Source organism: Kribbella sp. NPDC051586 (genome assembly GCF_044453965.1).
Classification (GTDB): Bacteria; Actinomycetota; Actinomycetes; order Propionibacteriales; family Kribbellaceae; genus Kribbella.
The window spans coordinates 1,322,789-1,339,593 of record NZ_JBITDF010000001.1; the positions used below are offsets into that span (position 1 = coordinate 1,322,789).

Genomic DNA, 16,805 nt, shown 5'->3' on the forward strand with positions numbered 1-16,805 from the left:
CCTCGCACCACACCTTGCCCGGATCGCTCCACGGGGGCATCGTCACGCCGGCGCTCCACGGCGACGACATACGCCAGCGGCCTGTCTCGCACCGCGACGGCTTGCGCGGCTGGTCTCCACACGCGGCGTACCCGGCAGGGCCGCAACGGAGCGCCGAGATGGGTGCACAGCTAACCCACACCACAGGCACTGACGACACCGCGCCGCACACCGCATCACCCCGGCGCAACGCACCTCGCATCACCCGGGACGCGGCACCTCGGACGCGAGGCGTTAGTCGGTCTGTTTGTTGGGGTCCATGAGGGTGACGATTCGTTCGAGGTCGTCCAGGGAGGCGAACTCGACGGTGATCTTGCCCTTGGTCTTGCCGAGGTCCACCTTGACGCGGGTTTCGAAACGATCGGAGAGGCGGTCGGCCAGGTCCACCAGGCGCGGAGCCACCGGCTTGTTGCGGCGGCGGGCCGGTGTGGGGTCCTCGGCGTTCATGTCGCCCAGGGCGACGATCTCCTCGACGGTGCGGACCGAGAGGCCCTCGGCGACGATCCGCTGGGCGAGGCGCTCGATCGCATCACCACTGGGCAGACCCAGGAGAGCTCGCGCGTGACCGGCGGACAGCACCCCGGCGGCAACCCGGCGCTGCACCCCGGCCGGGAGCTTCAGCAGCCGGAGCGTGTTCGAGATCTGCGGGCGCGACCGCCCGATCCGGGTCGCGAGGACTTCCTGTGTGCAGCCGAAGTCGTCGAGCATCTGCTGGTACGCCGCCGCCTCTTCCAGCGGGTTCAGCTGGCTGCGGTGCAGGTTCTCCAGGAGTGCGTCGCGCAGCATCGCGTCGTCAGACGTCTCCCGCACGATCGCCGGGATCGTCGTCAACCCGGCCTGCTGCGTCGCCCGCCACCGACGCTCGCCCATGACGAGCTCGTACTTGTCACCCTCGAGCCTGCGAACGACGATCGGCTGCAGCAGCCCGATCTCCTTCACCGAGTGGACGAGCTCCTCCATCGCCTCCTCGTCGAAGACGCTGCGCGGCTGCTTCGGGTTCGGCGTGATCTTCTCGACCTCGATCTCGGCGAACGACGCGCCCGGCACCGCGGCCAGCTCCGGTCCCTGCGGCTGCGTCGGTGCGGTGACCGGCGGCGCTCCCGGGATCGAGCTCGACTTGCTGCCGAGAGTCGTGGTGCCGGCGGCCGGCGAGCTGGGGATCAGCGCGCCAAGTCCGCGTCCGAGTCGGGTGTTCATCGCGCTCCCTCGAGGTCGAATCCTGAGCTACTGCCGGCTTTCTCGTTTCACGTGAAACGGTGCCACACCGATCCAACGATCAGGCGTTGTTTCGCATCGCGATCTCGCGAGATGCCTCGAGGTACGACAGCGCGCCGGCCGAGGCCGGGTCGTATGCGAGCACGGTCTGCCCGTGGCTCGGCGCCTCCGAGATCCGCACCGAGCGCGGCACGGCGGTGCGCAGTACGGCGTCCTTGAAGTGACCTCGTACTTCGGCCGCGACCTCGCCGGCCAGCTTCGTCCGGGCGTCGTACATCGTCAGCAGGATCGTCGACACGTCGAGGCCGGGGTTCAGGTGCGACTTCACCATGTCGATATGGCGGAGGAGCTGCGACAGACCCTCGAGCGCGTAGTACTCGCTCTGGATCGGGACCAGGACCTCACGCGCGGCCGTCAGCGCGTTCACGGTCAGCAGGCCGAGCGACGGCGGGCAGTCGATGAAGACGTAGTCGTACTTCTCCCCCGCGGCCTCGGTCTCGGCCAGGTAGGCGTCGAGGACGTTCTTCAGCCGGCTCTCCCGGGCGACGACACTGACGAGCTCGATCTCGGCGCCGGCCAGGTCGATGGTCGCCGGGATGACCTGGATCCCGGGGTGCTCCGCGCACGGCTGGGTCAGCTTGCCGAGCGGTTCGCCCTCGATGACCGCCTCGTAGACACCCGGGGTGCCTTCGGCATGATCGATGCCCAGCGCGGTCGACGCGTTGCCCTGTGGGTCCAGGTCGATCACCAGGATCTTCGCGCCGTACAACGCGAGCCCCGCGGCGACGTTCACGGTTGTCGTCGTCTTGCCGACGCCACCCTTCTGGTTGGCGACCACGAAGACTCGGGTCTGGTCGGGCAGCGGAAACTCGCGGCCCATCGTGCGTCCTTCGTTCACCAGCAGGGTCCGTTCGGTCGCGGCGGCGATCGGAGTCTCGAGAAGTCGTCGCTGAAGCTCGTCCGACGTGGCCCGCGCGGCGATCTGTGCGGCAGTCATAGCGCCCATTCCAATAGGTGCGGGACTTGGCCCGAAGAGGATGTCTGTAGGGGTCGGGGCGGGTCTACCCCCAGCTCCGTCCACAGGCTGCTGTGGACGAATTCCCGTCTGCAGGGGCAGTTTCATGCGGTGGTCATCCACAGGCGGTGGAGAGTCCGAGAGGCCCGGCTCGGCGTCCACCAGTGACGCCGATTCGGGCTCGGGACCATCATCCCGCATCTGTGGCGTTTCACGTGAAACGGCGTCGTCGTCGGAGTCCCCAGGTACGTCGAGACCCGCCGCGGCGACCGCTCGAAGCCCAGAGCTGTCGATCGGCGGCGTCGCCACGATCGGGTCCGGGGACTCGTCGGGAGCAGCTGTCTGAACAGGAGCCGCCGGCGCAGGGGTGAGATCGGGAGCCGGTTCCTGGGTGACGACACGAACGGCGGATTCCGGGTCGGTCGGCCAGCCGATGCCCTGTGACGACCTCGGCTCACCGGTGCTCTTCTCGGGCCATCCGAGGGCACGACTCACCAACCCGCTCACCTCCCATGTCTTCCGTGCCGGGATCCCCCTGCAGCACGTCCGGCCACAATACTCACCACAGTCGTGGGGAGGGCCAGTTCATCGCCGCCGAGTTGATGAATGTGCCAAAGCTCTGCGCCGAGCTTCGTCAGTTCGTGTTCTGAGGCGTCCAATTCCTCCTCTGCGGACGACCCCTTCATCGCGAGCATCAGGCCGCCCTCGACACACAGCGGCAGACACCACCGCGCTAGTTTGCCCAAAGGAGCAACGGCCCGGGAGGTCACCACGTCGTACGACGCCCGTGGCAGATCCTCGGCCCGCGACCTGACCACCGTCGCGTTGTCGAGCTCGAGAGCGTCGACCGCCTCCTGGAGGAAGGTGGTGCGCCGCAGCAACGGCTCGACGAGCTCCACCTGGAGATCGGGACGCACGATCGCGAGCACGATCCCCGGCAGGCCTGCTCCGGTACCGACGTCGGCTACCAATGCCTCCTCCGGGACCAGACGCTCGACCACGGCACAGTTCAGCAGGTGCCGGTCCCAGAGCCGCGGGACCTCCCGTGGGCCGATCAGTCCGCGCAGTGTGCCTTCGGTCGCGAGCAGTTCGGCGTACGCCGAAAGCCGGACCGCCGCCCGTGGAAACAGCTTCTCCACGAGCGGCGGTGTTTCACGTGAAACGTCTTCTGTCACGGCCGGGCGATCATGGCTGGACCACCACGCGGCGGCGGGGCTCCTCGCCCTCCGACTCCGACGTCAGGCCGGCGGCGGCAACGACGTCGTGCACGACCTTGCGCTCGAACGGCGTCATCGGGTCCAGCCGCACCGGGGTACCGGTCGCCTTCGCCTCCTCCACCGCCTTGCGGCCGACCTCTTCGAGCTCGGCCTTCCGGTTCGCCCGGTAGTTCGAGACGTCGAGCATCAGCCGCGACCGCTCACCGGTCTCCCGGTAGACGGCCAGCCGCGTCAGCTCCTGCAGCGCCTCGAGCACCTTGCCGTTCTCGCCGACGAGGTTGTTCAGCTCCGCGCCGACGATCGACACCGCGGCACGGTCGCCGTCGATGTCCATGTCGATGTCGCCGTCGAGATCGGCGATGTCGAGCAACTCCTCGAGGTAGTCGGCCGCGATGTCACTCTCGGCCTCGAGGGCCTTCAGACGATCGTCGGCTGAGCTGTTCGTGCCGGCGGACTGCTCCGCCGCCTCGGTGTTCTGCATGCCGTCAGTCACGGCCACTCCTTCGCGATATCGAGATCCGCCCCACGGGGACCCACGTCGTACAAGCAGGAAGGGAATCGGTGCGCCTGGGTCAGCGCGAACCACCGGAGCGCTTCTGCGCCGCCTTCTTCTGCGCGGCAGACTTCGCCGCGGGCTGGCGCTTCGACCCCGTCGCCTTCTTGCCGGCCGGCTGCTTCTTGGCAGCACCGGCCTGAGTCTTCTTGGGTGCATCCTGCGGTCGCGGCGTGTCCTCCGGAGCACTCGCCGTCTGCCCGTTGCTGACTGCCGTCGACTCCGAACCGCCCACTGCCGGGCCGCCCTTGCGGTCACTGCGCGACTGCCGCTTCGGCTGCTGGCGCTGGGCCGGCCGGCGGTCGGTCACGGTCTCGGTCGCGGCGCCCGCCGTACCGGGAACACCGTCGTCGGCCGGCATGCCGTGCCGCACGTTGTGCTCGCGCTTGCGGGCCTGCATCGCGTCGTACGCCGGAGTGCCCGGGGCCGGGTTGCGGCGGATCACGTAGAACTGCTGGCCCATCGTCCACAGGTTCGAGACGAACCAGTAGATCAGCACACCGATCGGGAAGTTGAAGCCACCGATCAGGAAGAAGACCGGGAAGACGTAGAGCATGACCTTCTGCATCTGCGCGGCCTGGCCGGTCAGGGCCTCCTTCGGCATGTTCTTGCGCATCAGCTGAAGCTGCGTGGTGAACATCGTCGCCGTCATCAGGATGATCAGCACGATCGCGACGACCTTGACGTTGTTCTCGCCCGGGCCGCTCGCCTTCAGGAAGGTTTGCGAGATCTCAGCGCCGAAGATCTTGGCGTGCTGCAGCGACGAGACGTACGGCTGCATGATCGAGCTGTGCGCCTGGCCCTTCGCGGCGTAGTCGAGCACGCGGAACAGGGCCAGGAAGATCGGCGACTGCAGCAGCAGCGGAAGGCACGAGGAGAACGGGTTGGTGCCCGTCTCCTTGTACAGCTTCATCATTTCCTGACCGAGCTTCTCCCGGTCGTGGCCGTACTTCTTCTGCAGCTCCTTCATCTTCGGCTGCAGCAGCTGCATGTTCCGGCTGGAGCGGATCTGCCGGACGAACAGCGGAATCAGCAGGGTCCGGATGACGATGGTCAGGCCGGCGATGGACAGTGCCCAGGCCCAGCCGCCGTCCGGATCGAGCACCTGGCTCAGCAGCCAGTGCCAACCGACGAGCAGAGCCGAAACGGCCCAGTACAGCGGCGTCATGACCGTGTTGAACAGATCTACGATCCCGTCCCAAACGGCGAGCCCGGGGATGGCCAGAAGAGTCACTCATGCACCTCGCTGCACAGGCCCGGCGTCGGCTGACGGTCCGGGCTGATTGGCGGAGTCGTGAACACAGGGGTCCTCACGCTCTCCGCGCTGGTCGACATCTTTGGGTGGAACGGGGTCGTAGCCTCCGGGGTTCCACGGGTGGCAGCGGATGAGTCGTCTCATCGCCAGCCAGCTACCGCGCACCGCACCGTGGCGCTCGACCGCCTCCAAGGCATACGCCGAACAACTGGGGTAGAACCTGCACACCTGCCCGTACAGCGGGCTGATCAGCAGGCGGTACAACTTCAGGAAACCGATGATCCCGCTCCGCACGGGATTGAACCGCATCATGACTTCAGCAGCCGGGTCAGTGCGCCGTCGACGTCCGCGGCCAGCTCGTCGTACGACGCCGAGGCGGACGACGGGAGGGCACGGACGACAGCCAGGCTGCCGGTCGGCAGATCGGCCAGACGCGTCGCCAGGACAGCACGCAGACGGCGGTGGACCCGGTTCCGCAGAACCGCGTTGCCCACCGCCTTGTTCACAACGAATCCGACGCGTGGAGGGTCGGCGCAGCCGTCCTCCGCCAACAGGTGGACAACCACCGCGCGCCGCGCCGCGCGACGTCCGGACCGGACGGCGCGGCGGAAATCGTCGGACCGGCGGAGCCGGTTCGACGCTGGCAGCACGAGGTGGTCACCGTCGAGCAGGTCGCTCAGGCCGCGAGGCGCTGACGACCCTTGCCACGGCGGGCGGCGATGATCGCGCGACCCGCACGGGTGCGCATCCGAAGACGGAAGCCGTGCTTCTTGTGCCGACGACGGTTGTTCGGCTGGAACGTCCGCTTGCTCACTGGAATGACTCCGGTTACTCGAGATCACAGAATGTCGACAAATCCACTGATTGGATCTGTCCAAGGTGGCTGTCCTGCACACCATCGGAGGAATCCGCGGGGAGCGCAGCACGAAACGGCCGGCTCAACACCGACTGATCCACGGTACGTGGCGCCCTGTGGACAGGTCAAACCAGGTATCCCCAGACTTTTCCACAAGGTTGTGGACAGGATAGTGGGCAACCGCTTCACCGGGTCCTCGTCACCCTCCGGCCCGGACCGCCACTGAGAGCGATGACAAACCATGACTACGCTCCGGCGTCCACCCGACACGCCGCAAGTTGCCCCCAATTTCCTGTTCATAGCCTGTGGATGACGGCTTGAAGCTGCCTACTCCGACTTGTTAGCGTCACTCCCTCACACCAGAGGTCCCACACCCCGCGATTGGTAACCAACCTGCTCCTGCGGTCGTTCACAACTGTGGACAACCGTGTGGACAGTGCGGCCGCCGAAGTGCGGAGTCAGCTACCGCGCTGAGCCGAACAGCACGACGACTCACCGGCCGCACGGTGTCGGGTCGAATGGTCGCGCCACCCGGGTCCGCCCGGAACGCGCCCACCGCAGCGATGAATCGGGGAGCAACGCGTGGTTGAGGACCATTCCGCCAGTGCGGACGTCACACCGGCGGAATACACGTCAGCCGAGTACCGGACCGACTACAGCGGGGACCGCCGACAGGATCTGCGCCCCGAGCCCGACGCCGGCCTCCGCCCCGAGCCGGAGGCGAACTTCCGCACCGAGGTCCCACCCGCACCCGAGCCGCAGCCCCGGGCGGAGGCCGCGCCCCGGGTAGAGACCGCGCCCCAGGCCGAGACCGCGCCGCGGACGGAGAGCGCTCCTCGAGCCGGGACCAGCCCAGCACCTCAGGTAGAGACACCCCGCGCCGAGGCCGCACCGACTCCGCGGATGGACCCGGGCGACTACCTCAGTCCGTCCCTGCCGATCCCGATGCCCGCGCAGCCGGCGCCCGGTTACCGGCCGGCGCCGCCACCGGGTCCGTACGGTTACCGGTCCGAGCTCGAGCGCGCGGCGACCGATCTTCCGGCCGGTCCACCACAGCCCACGGCGGGTGCGACGTACTTCGGTGCGGCCCCGACCATCGGCAATGTCCGCTATCCCGGTGACAACACCACCTGGGGCAGCGCTCCCGAATGGGGTACAGGCAGCAGAGACCTAGCGGGCCCGGCAGCGAACGAGGGTGATGGACGTGCGGACAACGCAACCGCCAACCAGTGGTCACCGGACCACCGGCCCACTCAGCAGGACGCAGCTGACCACCCGAGCGCCGAGCAGCCGTCCACCGAGCACCGGCCGGCCGAGGCACCGGCCCCGGAGCACCACGCACCTCAGCCCCAACAGCCCGCACCCCAGCAGCCCGCTCCTCAACCGCCCGCTCCTCAACCGCAAGCTCCGCAACAACAGGCACCTCAACAACACGCGTCTCAGCCGGCCCCTCAACAGCAGGCACCACAGCACCAGGTTCCTCAGCAGCAGGTGTCCCAGCAGGTGTCCCAGCAGATGCCTCAGCAAGTGGCTCAGCAGGAGGTGGCAGCACCGGTGACGGATCTTGGTGATGCCTGGACCCGCGTACTCGCGGGCCTCCCGCCGAACCAGCGCGCCTGGCTGACCAACTCGCGCCCGGTGACGCTGCACGAAAGCACCGCCATCGTCGCGGTGCCCGACGACTTCACCCGCGGTCAGCTCGAGACCCGGCTCCGCCCGGACCTGGAGCGGATCCTGACCGAGAGCTTCGGCCGGGACATCCGGATCGCCGTCACCGTCGACCCGTCCCTCGACCCCGAACTGCGCGAACAGCAGGCCGCCCAGCAGCAGCCCCAACCGTACGGACAGCCGCAGCAACAGCAGCACATCCAGCAGCAGCCGCCCCAACAGCCGCACCCCCAGCAGCAGCCCCCCGTACGCGAGCCACTGCAGACCGACGGTGCGTACCAGCCGACCATCCAGTCCGCACTGACCGACCCGGCCAACGGATCGCAGTACGGCCAGCCGCGTCCGGAGGCAGCACCGCAGCAGTACCAGCAGCCGGCGCCGCAGCCGCAGCAGTCGTTCGGTCAGCCGATCGGTTCAGTCGCCCCGCCGCCGAACGGTTCGCCGACCCAGTCGGCCACCGAAGCACAAGGCGAAGCCCGGCTGAACCCGAAGTACACCTTCGAGACCTTCGTCATCGGCAGCTCGAACCGGTTCGCTCACGCCGCCGCGGTCGCGGTCGCCGAGGCGCCGGGCAAGGCCTACAACCCGCAGTTGATCTACGGCGACTCCGGCCTGGGCAAGACCCACCTGCTGCACGCGATCGGGCACTACGTCCGCAGTCTCTACACCGGGGCCCGCGTCCGGTACGTGTCCAGCGAAGAGTTCACCAACGACTTCATCAACGCAATCCGCGACGACAAGGCGTCCCAGTTCCAGCGCCGGTACCGCGATGTCGACGTACTGCTGATCGACGACATCCAGTTCCTGGAAGGCAAGATCCAGACCCAGGAAGAGTTCTTCCACACCTTCAACACGCTCCACAACGCGAACAAGCAGATCGTCATCAGCTCCGACCGGGCGCCGAAACGTCTGGAGGCGTTGGAGGACCGGCTGCGGAACCGGTTCGAGTGGGGCCTGATCACCGACATCCAGCCGCCCGACCTCGAGACCAGGATCGCGATCCTGCGGAAGAAGGCGGCCACCGAGCGGCTGACCGCGCCGCCGGAGGTGCTGGAGTTCATCGCGTCGAAGGTGCAGACCAACATCCGTGAGCTCGAGGGCGCACTGATCCGCGTCACCGCGTTCGCCAGCCTGAACCGGCAGCCGGTCGACCTGAGCCTGGCCGAGATCGTGCTGAAGGACCTGATCCCCGAAGGCAGCAAGCCCGAGGTGACGGCCAGCATGATCATGGGCCAGACCGCGTCGTACTTCGGTCTGTCGATCGACGACCTGTGCGGCTCGAGCCGGAGCCGGGTGCTGGTGACCGCACGGCAGATCGCCATGTACCTGTGCCGCGAGCTCACCGATCTGTCCCTGCCGAAGATCGGCCAGCAGTTCGGCGGCCGCGACCACACCACCGTGATGCACGCGGAACGCAAGATCCGGCAGTTGATGTCCGAGCGGCGCAGTGTTTTCAACCAGGTCACCGAGCTGACGAACCGGATCAAACACCAGGCGAAGCAGCAGTAAAAGAACCGCACAGGCTGGGGACACAGCTGTGGAAAACTGTGGGTATTGCCGTGGACACACAGGCAGATCGTGTGGATTGGCTGTGGGGACAGAATCCGTCATCCGCAGGCGTCCCCAACACGACCGAGACTCGTCCACACGCCGTCCCCAGGCCAATATGGGGTCTGACCTGCGAAGTCGCCGCTTTTCCACAGTATCCACCGGTGCGAAGAACACTATGGAATCTGTAGAGAGGTCCCAGTCCACAAAACGAACGGGCGGCCCGATCTGGGGAAAACCCCGATCTCGCGCCGGTTGGACAGACCTGTCAGGCTGTCCCCGTAAGCACCTGAAACACCATCTGACGCAACATGAGTACGACGCCGACGCGACCCGCCCGAAGCGCCACGTCAGGCCCGATGGGCGCACAGCACCTTTGTCCGTGGCAGGATCTGCCTGGCACACAGCCGAATCAGGAGGCACCCAGCGGTGAAGTTTCGCGTCGAGCGCGACGTACTGGCCGAGTCGGTGGCCTGGGCCGCGCGCAGCTTGCCCAGTCGTCCCAGCGTTCCGATCCTTGCCGGCCTTCTGGTCGAGGCCGAGGACGGGCAGATCACCTTGTCCGGCTTCGACTACGAGACCTCGGTCCGGGTCACTGTGCCCGCGCAGGTCGCGGACTCCGGCAAGTGCCTGATTTCCGGCCGGCTCGTTGCCGACATCTCCAAGAGTCTTCCGAACCAACCCGTGGACGTCGCCGTGGACGGCGCGAAGGCACAGGTCACCTGTGGCAGTTCGCGGTTCACGCTCCAGACGCTTCCCACAGAGGAATATCCGGCTCTGCCGGAGCTTCCGGCCGCCAGCGGGACGGTCAAGGCCGACGTCTTCGCCCAGGCCGTCTCCCAGGTGGTGACCGCGGCCGGGCGTGAGGACACGCTGCCGGTGCTGACCGGTGTCCGGGTCGAGATCGAGGGCTCCACGATCTCCCTGCTCGCCACCGACCGCTACCGGCTCGCCATCCGTGAGCTCGAGTGGAACCCGCAGTCCCCCGACGCGTCCGCGGCCGCGCTCGTGCCGGCCCGGGTGCTGTCCGAGACCGCGAAGGCCATGACCGGCTCCGACGTGATCGTGTCGCTGGCCGCCCCTGGCAGCGGCGACGGCATCGTCGGCTTCGAGGGTGAGGTGTCCGGTGGCAACCGGCGCGCCACCACCCGGCTGCTGGACGGCGAGTTCCCGAAGGTCCGCGGCATCATCCCGACCGACTCCGCGATCGCGACCCGGGTGCGGATCGACACCGCGACCTTGGTCGAGGCGGTCAAGCGCGTCGCCCTGGTCGCCGAGCGGAATGCTCCGGTCCGGCTGACCTTCGAGGAAGACAGCGTGACGCTCGACGCCGGCAGCGGTGACGAGGCGCAGGCGTCGGAGTCGCTCGAGGCCCGGGTCGTCGGCGATCCGGTGACGGTCGGCTTCAACCCGACGTACCTGCTCGACGGTCTGGGCGCGATCGGTACGCCGGTCGCGCACCTGGCGTTCACGCAGGCGACGAAGCCGGCCGAACTGACCGGTGTGCGGGACTTCGACGGCGAACCCATCAGCGAGTTCCGGTACGTGCTGATGCCGGTCCGCCTGAACAGCTGAAAGCCAACAGAACAAGGGGATTCAGATGGAGCTCGGCCTTGTCGGTCTCGGCAAGATGGGCGGCAACATGCGCCAGCGGATTCGCAACGCCGGCCACACCGTGGTCGGGTTCGACCACAACCAGGACATCTCCGATTCCAAGGACCTGGCCGACATGGTCGGCAAGCTCACCGCCGACGGCCAGCCGAAGGTCGTCTGGGTGATGGTGCCGGTGCAGGCCATCGACCCGGTCGTCACCGAGCTGGCCGAGCTGCTCTCCCCCGGCGACATCGTGATCGACGGCGGCAACAGCCGGTGGACCGACGACACCCGCCGTGCCGCACAGCTCGCCGAGAAGAACATCCGCTTCGTCGACTGCGGTGTCTCCGGCGGCGTCTGGGGCCTGGAGAACGGCTACGCGCTGATGTGCGGCGGCGACAAGGACACCGTCGACACCGTGATGCCGATCTTCGAGGCGCTGAAGCCCGAGGGCGAGTTCGGCTTCGTGCACGCCGGCAAGGTCGGCGCGGGCCACTTCTCGAAGATGGTCCACAACGGCATCGAGTACGGCATCATGCAGGCGTACGCCGAGGGTTACGAGCTGCTCGAGGCGTCCGACATCGTGGAGAACGTGCCGCAGGCGTTCCAGTCGTGGCGCGAGGGCACCGTGATCCGCTCGTGGCTGCTCGACCTGCTGGTGAACGCACTCGACGACGACAACCACCTGGAGAAGATCCGCGGGTACGCCGACGACTCCGGCGAGGGCCGGTGGACGGTCGAGGCCGCGATCGACCTCGCCGTACCGGTGCCGGCCATCGCGGCCGCGCTGTTCGCCCGGTTCTCGTCGCGGCAGGACGACTCGCCCGCGATGAAGGCGATCGCCGCGATGCGCAACCAGTTCGGCGGCCACGCGGTGAAGGGCGCCGAGGCGGCCGACCCGTCGTACGCGACGCCCCCGATCAAGCACTGAGGTGTACGTCACCGCCCTGGGTCTGCTCGACTTCCGGTCCTACCAGCAGGCGGAGGTCGAGCTCACCCCGGGCGTGACGGCCTTCGTCGGTCCGAACGGCCACGGCAAGACCAACCTGGTCGAGGCGATCCACTACACCGCCACGCTCGGCTCGCACCGGGTGGCGAACGACGCACCGCTGGTACGGGCCGGCGCCACCCGGGCGATCGTGCGGACCGAGATCCGCAGTCAGTACGACCGGGACGTGGTCGTCGAGCTTGAAATCAATCCTGGGAAGGCAAATCGGGCCCGGATCAACAGATCGCCGGTCCCGCGACCGCGGGAAGTGCTCGGCCTGCTGCGGACCGTGCTGTTCGCGCCGGAGGATCTGGCGCTGGTGAAAGGCGACCCGTCCGAGCGGCGCCGGTTCCTGGACGAGTTGCTGACCCTGCGGTCGCCGCGGATGGCCGGCGTCCGGCAGGACTACGACCGGGTGCTGAAGCAGCGGAACTCGCTGCTGCGGAGCGCCTCGCAGGCCCGTCGGCAGAACCGGACGAGCGCCGCCGAAGGGCAGCTGCGCACGCTCGAGGTCTGGGACTCGAACCTGGCCCGCGTCGGGTCCGAACTGCTTGCGACCCGGCTGGAGTTGCTGGAATCACTGCGCCCGTTGGTGTCCAGCGCGTACGACGCTGTTGCCCGGGGCAAGGGTGATGCGCGGCTGGAGTACAAGTCGTCCGTGCTGCTCGAGCCGGGCGTGACTTCGCGCGAGCACTTGGCCGAGGTACTGCTCGAGGCGGTTCACGACAAGCGGCGGGACGAGCTCGAGCGCGGCGTTTCGCTGGTGGGTCCGCATCGCGACGACGTCGTACTCGGGCTCGGGGACTTGCCTGCGAAGGGGTACGCGAGTCACGGTGAGTCTTGGTCGTTCGCGCTCGCGTTGCGGCTGGCGTCGTACGAACTGCTCCGCGCGGACGGGGGTGAACCGGTGCTGATCCTCGACGATGTGTTCGCCGAGCTCGACACCCAGCGCCGGGACCGGCTGGCCGAGCTGGTCGCGCCGGCCGAACAGGTGCTGGTGACCGCGGCCGTCGGCGCCGACGTCCCCGCTGAGCTCAACGGTGTGCGCTTCGCCGTAGGCGAAGGGGTCGTTCAGCGTGCCTGAACCCCCGGATTCCTCTGAGAGCGGCCCTGAGAGCGAAGTCGATCACGACAAGCAGGGGCTGGATCTCGCGAAGTCTCTGGCGGGACGGCTGAAGCAACAGGCGGCCAAGGGCGGCATCATGCCGGTCAAACGCCGCCGCCGGCCGCGGATCGACGGCGCCCAGATCAGCAGCGCCCGCCCGGACGACCGGGATCCGCAGAAGCTGACCAACACCCTCGGACGGCTGATGCGCGACCAGGGCTGGGAGGTCGACGTCGCTGTCCACGGCGTGATGGCCCGCTGGCCGTCCATCGTCGGCGCCGAGATGGCCGAGCACTGCAAGCCCGAGTCGTACGAGGACACGGTCCTCACCGTCCGTACGTCGTCCACCGCCTGGGCGACCCAACTCAAACTCCTCGCCCCCGACCTCGTCCGCCGCCTCAACACCGAACTCGGCGAAGGCACCGTCACCCGCGTCAACGTCCAAGGCCCCCACACCCCCTCCTGGCGCAAAGGCCCCCGAACCATCCGCGGCGGCCGAGGCCCCCGCGACACCTACGGCTGACGACACTGGTTGTGCCCGCGACCCGGCCAAGCTCTAGGATCGGGCGCGATGCGCACGCTCGTTGACGGTTTTCGCGAGATGGTCCACCTGATCGGGGATACGTTCCGGCTCTGGTGGAAGAACCTGCTGCCCATGACCACGTGGTGGGTGGCCGGCTTCGTCGGATTCACGGTCTGCGTGCAGGGCGCGATCTGGCTGGCGAAGCACGCCCACTCGAGTCTCGGAACCGGGCTGTTCGCCGTCGGCGTACTGCTCCAGATCACCGCGGCCGTGGGCATGATCCGCACCTGCGCGATGTCGCTGTACCGCTGGCGTGACGCGGCGAGCAGCGAGTCCGAGGAGACGTCCGACCCGACGCAGCGCGGTCTGCTGGAACTGCTGGCCATCACCCTGCTGCCACTCGTCGCGGTCTGGTCGGCCTGGGGCTTCTTCGACCAGCAGGTCAACTCGCTCAGCGCGACCTACCTGGTGCAGAACGGGACACAGCCCGGCTCGGGGTTCTTCAAGCTCGGCATCCACGCCTGGCACGGGTATCTGCCGGCCCTGGTGATTCTTCTGGTGCTGCGTCGGCTGCTGCAGGCCGTCGACGACCGCTGGCCGAGCCGTCCGGTGAAGTTTGCTCAGGTCTGGGCCGAGGCGTTCTTTGTACTTCTGACCTTCGTGATCACGCCGTATGCAATTGCCGAGGGCAAGGTCTGGTTCAAGGATCGCAGTTTCTGGTACTGGTCGCTGGACTGGTGGGACGGCCTGAAGGACTTCTTCGCCGGCATCCACATCCCGCTGCCGGCCGGTATCGAGTTCCTGTGGGGCTTCTTCTGGGAGTCGCTCTGGCCGCTGTTCAAGCTGGGCGTCGCCGAACCGCTGACCTGGCTGGCGATCACCACGGTCGTGTTCGGCCACCGTGTGCTGTCCAGCGGCGGGGTCTTCCGCGGCACCCGGCTGGAGCGCCGCCTCGGCGGGCAGGCCGAGCAGCCCGCGGCGCCACAGCGGGGCCGATTGGTCGAACTGACGTACAAGGCGCCGGACCTGGTGCTCGGTGGTCTGCGCGAGAAGTTCTACCCCGCGATCAACGCGTTCCGGCTCGTGGTCCGGGTCGGGCCGGTGTTCCTCGGCGTGGTCTGCATGGTCTACACGTTCTGGCTGCTCGGCAATGACTGGGCCTTCGTCGCGGTCCAGCGGCTGATCGGTATCCACGGCCAGTACTGGGGCCTGATGAACTTCGAGATCGCCGACCTGATCAGGAGCATCCTCTTCGAGCCGTTGCGGATCGCACTGCTGGCCGCGGCCTTCGACCTGTGCATCTCGGTCGGCACGCAGCGCCGGTCCGAGGCTGCTGCGGCCGCGAAGGCCAAGGCGGAGCCGAAGGCCGAACAGCCGGCTCCGGTCAGGGTGTGATCAGGACCCGCATGCGTTCGTCGAGCTGCTCGACGGTGACGCCGGTCAAGTGCGGTACGGCGGACTTCGGTACGAGGTACACCTTCGCGACCTGAGCGGGCTTGTCCATCGTGAACGGGTGGTCGTCGTCGCCGCAGTACGTCGGCAGCGGGTAGTCGAACGGCTGCTCGGTGTCCCACGTGTTCCCGCGGTCGTCCCGCAGCAGAGCGTCGCACGTGAACCCGCGGTCCTTCAGGAAGACACCCGGGCGTGGGGTCACCGTCATCGTGGCCACAATGATGATCGAGCCGGCGGGCTCGCCCATGCTGATCTTCTCGCCGTCCTTGTCGAGCAACGTGGTGTACGCCTTCAGCGAGTCGAGCTTCCACTCGACGTGCCCGACCGTGACCGGACCCTGGCTGACGACCTTGTTGATCCGGCCCTCGTCGAAGATCCGCTCCTCGTCGCTCAGATACGGCCGCAGCATCACGAACGTGCCGGCGGCGACCAGCGCCACCAGCAGCCCGACCTGAACGGCGAGGCGGGAGGCCTTGCTCGCGATCCTCATGACGCCACCCGGGTGATCGCGTCCTCGACGATGTACTGCGCGACGGCGCCGTCGACCATCTGCTGGGCGATCGCCTCGGTCGGTACTCCGAGATCGACCGTGATGTCGGAGTTGTAGACGTTGAAGAGCATGGTCGGGCGGAGTTCCAGCGTCAGACCTGTCATGTCTGCCGGGTTGATCTCGAAGACGACCGTGCCGGTCTTCGCGTAGCCGGCGTCCGGGAAGTCGAGCCCGCTGTGGCTGAGGCCCTCGACCGGCATGTAGACGCTGCCGCCGTCGGCCCGCAGGGTCGCATTCGTCAGGTCCGGCTTGCGATCGCCGCGGATCGCGTCCCACTCGATCGCGACGTAGATACCGTTGGTCTCCAGCGGCTTCTTGCCGTCACTGTCCGAGCTGTCGAGCACCGAGCGGGCGAACTTGATCCTGGTCACCTTCACCGTCGATCCGGTGCCTTCGTAGTCGAGCGGTTCGCCGATCGTGCCGTGCACGACCTTGATGTTCTGCTCGTCGTACACATGCTCGGGGGTCGCCAGCCGGGTCAGTCCGCCGATCAGCACGAACAGCACACCAACGAGGATCGTGGCGGGGCGGTAGAGCTTCACTTGTTCTCCCCGTCGTCGATGACGACCTTCGGCGAGAGCCTGACGACCGCAGCCGCGTCCTCGTTGTGCCAGTACGGCTTGTCGTTCGCACCGAGGGCTTCGTTGTCGGACTCGTAGTGCTCCTGCAGAACGCCGATCTCGACGACGTCGGCCTTGAAGTCGGCCGCGACCTTGAACGTCATACTGCAACTCTCCGGCGGCAGCCCGTAGACGAGGACCCAGCCGATCTTGTCGTCGTGGCAACTGGCGCCGTCCGAGTCCACGTTCTCTTCACCGTGGCCCGGGACGAACAGCATCAGTTGACTGTCGATCCTGACGCTCTCGTGCTCTTCGGTGTCGATGTTCTTCGCGTCGAAGTAAACCTTCAGCTTCGACTCGGCCTCGTCGTACTCCGTCTTGGGTTTCTGGACGATCTCGGCCTTGGTGAAGCTGTACTCGAATCGGCCGGCCGTCACTGTCGTCGGTGCGGTCAGGGTCGGGACCGTGCGGCCCTTCTTCTCCTTCCAGCCGCCGGTGGCCAGGATCACCAGGGCGGCCACCACGACGAGGGCGATCACCAGCAGCCAGATTCGCCGGTGCCGGTGAATCACCCGGTCGGCGATCATCGCATCGATGACCTCGTCGAGACTTTCCACGGCAGCGATCCTAAGGGGCGGTGGGTGCGCGCCGGGCACCGCTTGCCCACG

At 67.5% G+C, this 16,805-nt stretch carries 16 protein-coding genes and 1 pseudogene; 6 read left to right on the forward strand and 11 right to left on the reverse strand.

The window, feature by feature from the left end:
- Nucleotides 1–273 precede the first annotated feature (273 nt).
- From ACIA58_RS06560 to rpmH, 8 genes and pseudogenes are all read right to left on the reverse strand, one after another.
- The gene (locus ACIA58_RS06560; RefSeq protein WP_396402575.1) at nt 274–1,236 is read right to left on the reverse strand and encodes a ParB/RepB/Spo0J family partition protein; all 963 of its coding nucleotides are present in this window, start codon (nt 1,234–1,236) and stop codon (nt 274–276) included.
- Between the two features lie 79 nt (nt 1,237–1,315).
- Nucleotides 1,316–2,251 (reverse strand): ParA family protein, encoded by a 936-nt coding sequence (locus tag ACIA58_RS06565; RefSeq protein WP_396402576.1) that lies wholly within the window; start codon nt 2,249–2,251, stop codon nt 1,316–1,318.
- A 521-nt stretch (nt 2,252–2,772) separates the two neighbouring features.
- The gene (rsmG, locus tag ACIA58_RS06570) at nt 2,773–3,408 is read right to left on the reverse strand and encodes a 16S rRNA (guanine(527)-N(7))-methyltransferase RsmG (protein ID WP_396402577.1); all 636 of its coding nucleotides are present in this window, start codon (nt 3,406–3,408) and stop codon (nt 2,773–2,775) included.
- 46 nt (nt 3,409–3,454) lie between these two features.
- Nucleotides 3,455–3,967 carry a protein jag gene (locus tag ACIA58_RS06575; protein WP_396403315.1) on the reverse strand — a complete coding sequence of 171 codons (513 nt, stop codon included), beginning with the start codon at nt 3,965–3,967 and terminating at the stop codon, nt 3,455–3,457.
- 316 nt (nt 3,968–4,283) lie between these two features.
- Nucleotides 4,284–5,207 (reverse strand): annotated as a pseudogene (gene yidC, locus ACIA58_RS06580) (membrane protein insertase YidC); the annotation flags it as partial.
- Between the two features lie 66 nt (nt 5,208–5,273).
- Nucleotides 5,274–5,603, reverse strand: coding sequence for a membrane protein insertion efficiency factor YidD (yidD, locus tag ACIA58_RS06585; RefSeq protein ID WP_396403316.1), 330 nt, complete (start codon nt 5,601–5,603; stop codon nt 5,274–5,276).
- Nucleotides 5,603–5,944 carry a ribonuclease P protein component gene (gene rnpA, locus ACIA58_RS06590; RefSeq protein WP_396402578.1) on the reverse strand — a complete coding sequence of 114 codons (342 nt, stop codon included), beginning with the start codon at nt 5,942–5,944 and terminating at the stop codon, nt 5,603–5,605. The genes yidD and rnpA overlap by 1 nt, the downstream gene beginning before the upstream one ends.
- 26 nt (nt 5,945–5,970) lie before the next feature.
- On the reverse strand, nt 5,971–6,108 hold the full coding sequence (rpmH, locus tag ACIA58_RS06595) for a 50S ribosomal protein L34 (RefSeq protein ID WP_130386492.1): 138 nt from the start codon (nt 6,106–6,108) through the stop codon (nt 5,971–5,973).
- A 1,557-nt stretch (nt 6,109–7,665) separates the two neighbouring features.
- Between rpmH and dnaA the strand changes: the two genes are divergently transcribed.
- The 6 genes from dnaA (at nt 7,666) to ACIA58_RS06625 (ending at nt 14,970) form a co-directional block, all read left to right on the forward strand.
- The gene (gene dnaA, locus ACIA58_RS06600) at nt 7,666–9,327 is read left to right on the forward strand and encodes a chromosomal replication initiator protein DnaA (RefSeq protein WP_396402579.1); all 1,662 of its coding nucleotides are present in this window, start codon (nt 7,666–7,668) and stop codon (nt 9,325–9,327) included.
- A 468-nt stretch (nt 9,328–9,795) separates the two neighbouring features.
- Nucleotides 9,796–10,941, forward strand: coding sequence for a DNA polymerase III subunit beta (gene dnaN, locus ACIA58_RS06605; RefSeq protein WP_396402580.1), 1,146 nt, complete (start codon nt 9,796–9,798; stop codon nt 10,939–10,941).
- Between the two features lie 25 nt (nt 10,942–10,966).
- Complete coding sequence (gnd, locus tag ACIA58_RS06610) at nt 10,967–11,890, forward strand: phosphogluconate dehydrogenase (NAD(+)-dependent, decarboxylating) (protein ID WP_396402581.1); 924 nt, start codon at nt 10,967–10,969, stop codon at nt 11,888–11,890.
- 1 nt (nt 11,891) lies between these two features.
- Nucleotides 11,892–13,031 (forward strand): DNA replication/repair protein RecF, encoded by a 1,140-nt coding sequence (recF, locus tag ACIA58_RS06615; protein WP_396402582.1) that lies wholly within the window; start codon nt 11,892–11,894, stop codon nt 13,029–13,031.
- Nucleotides 13,024–13,575 carry a DUF721 domain-containing protein gene (locus ACIA58_RS06620; protein ID WP_396402583.1) on the forward strand — a complete coding sequence of 184 codons (552 nt, stop codon included), beginning with the start codon at nt 13,024–13,026 and terminating at the stop codon, nt 13,573–13,575. The genes recF and ACIA58_RS06620 overlap by 8 nt, the downstream gene beginning before the upstream one ends.
- 48 nt (nt 13,576–13,623) lie before the next feature.
- Nucleotides 13,624–14,970 carry a hypothetical protein gene (locus tag ACIA58_RS06625; RefSeq protein ID WP_396402584.1) on the forward strand — a complete coding sequence of 449 codons (1,347 nt, stop codon included), beginning with the start codon at nt 13,624–13,626 and terminating at the stop codon, nt 14,968–14,970.
- Here ACIA58_RS06625 and ACIA58_RS06630 read toward each other — a convergent pair.
- From ACIA58_RS06630 to ACIA58_RS06640, 3 genes are read right to left on the reverse strand one after another with little or no spacing between them, the layout of a single operon-like run.
- Complete coding sequence (locus tag ACIA58_RS06630) at nt 14,960–15,517, reverse strand: hypothetical protein (protein WP_396402585.1); 558 nt, start codon at nt 15,515–15,517, stop codon at nt 14,960–14,962. The two genes, ACIA58_RS06625 and ACIA58_RS06630, sit on opposite strands and share 11 nt — an antisense overlap.
- A complete protein-coding gene (locus ACIA58_RS06635; RefSeq protein ID WP_396402586.1) occupies nt 15,514–16,119 on the reverse strand; it encodes a hypothetical protein in 606 nt (201 codons plus the stop codon). The genes ACIA58_RS06630 and ACIA58_RS06635 overlap by 4 nt, the downstream gene beginning before the upstream one ends.
- Nucleotides 16,116–16,754: a hypothetical protein gene (locus tag ACIA58_RS06640; RefSeq protein ID WP_396402587.1), complete on the reverse strand. Its 639-nt coding sequence runs from the start codon at nt 16,752–16,754 to the stop codon at nt 16,116–16,118. The genes ACIA58_RS06635 and ACIA58_RS06640 overlap by 4 nt, the downstream gene beginning before the upstream one ends.
- Nucleotides 16,755–16,805: the final 51 nt, after the last annotated feature.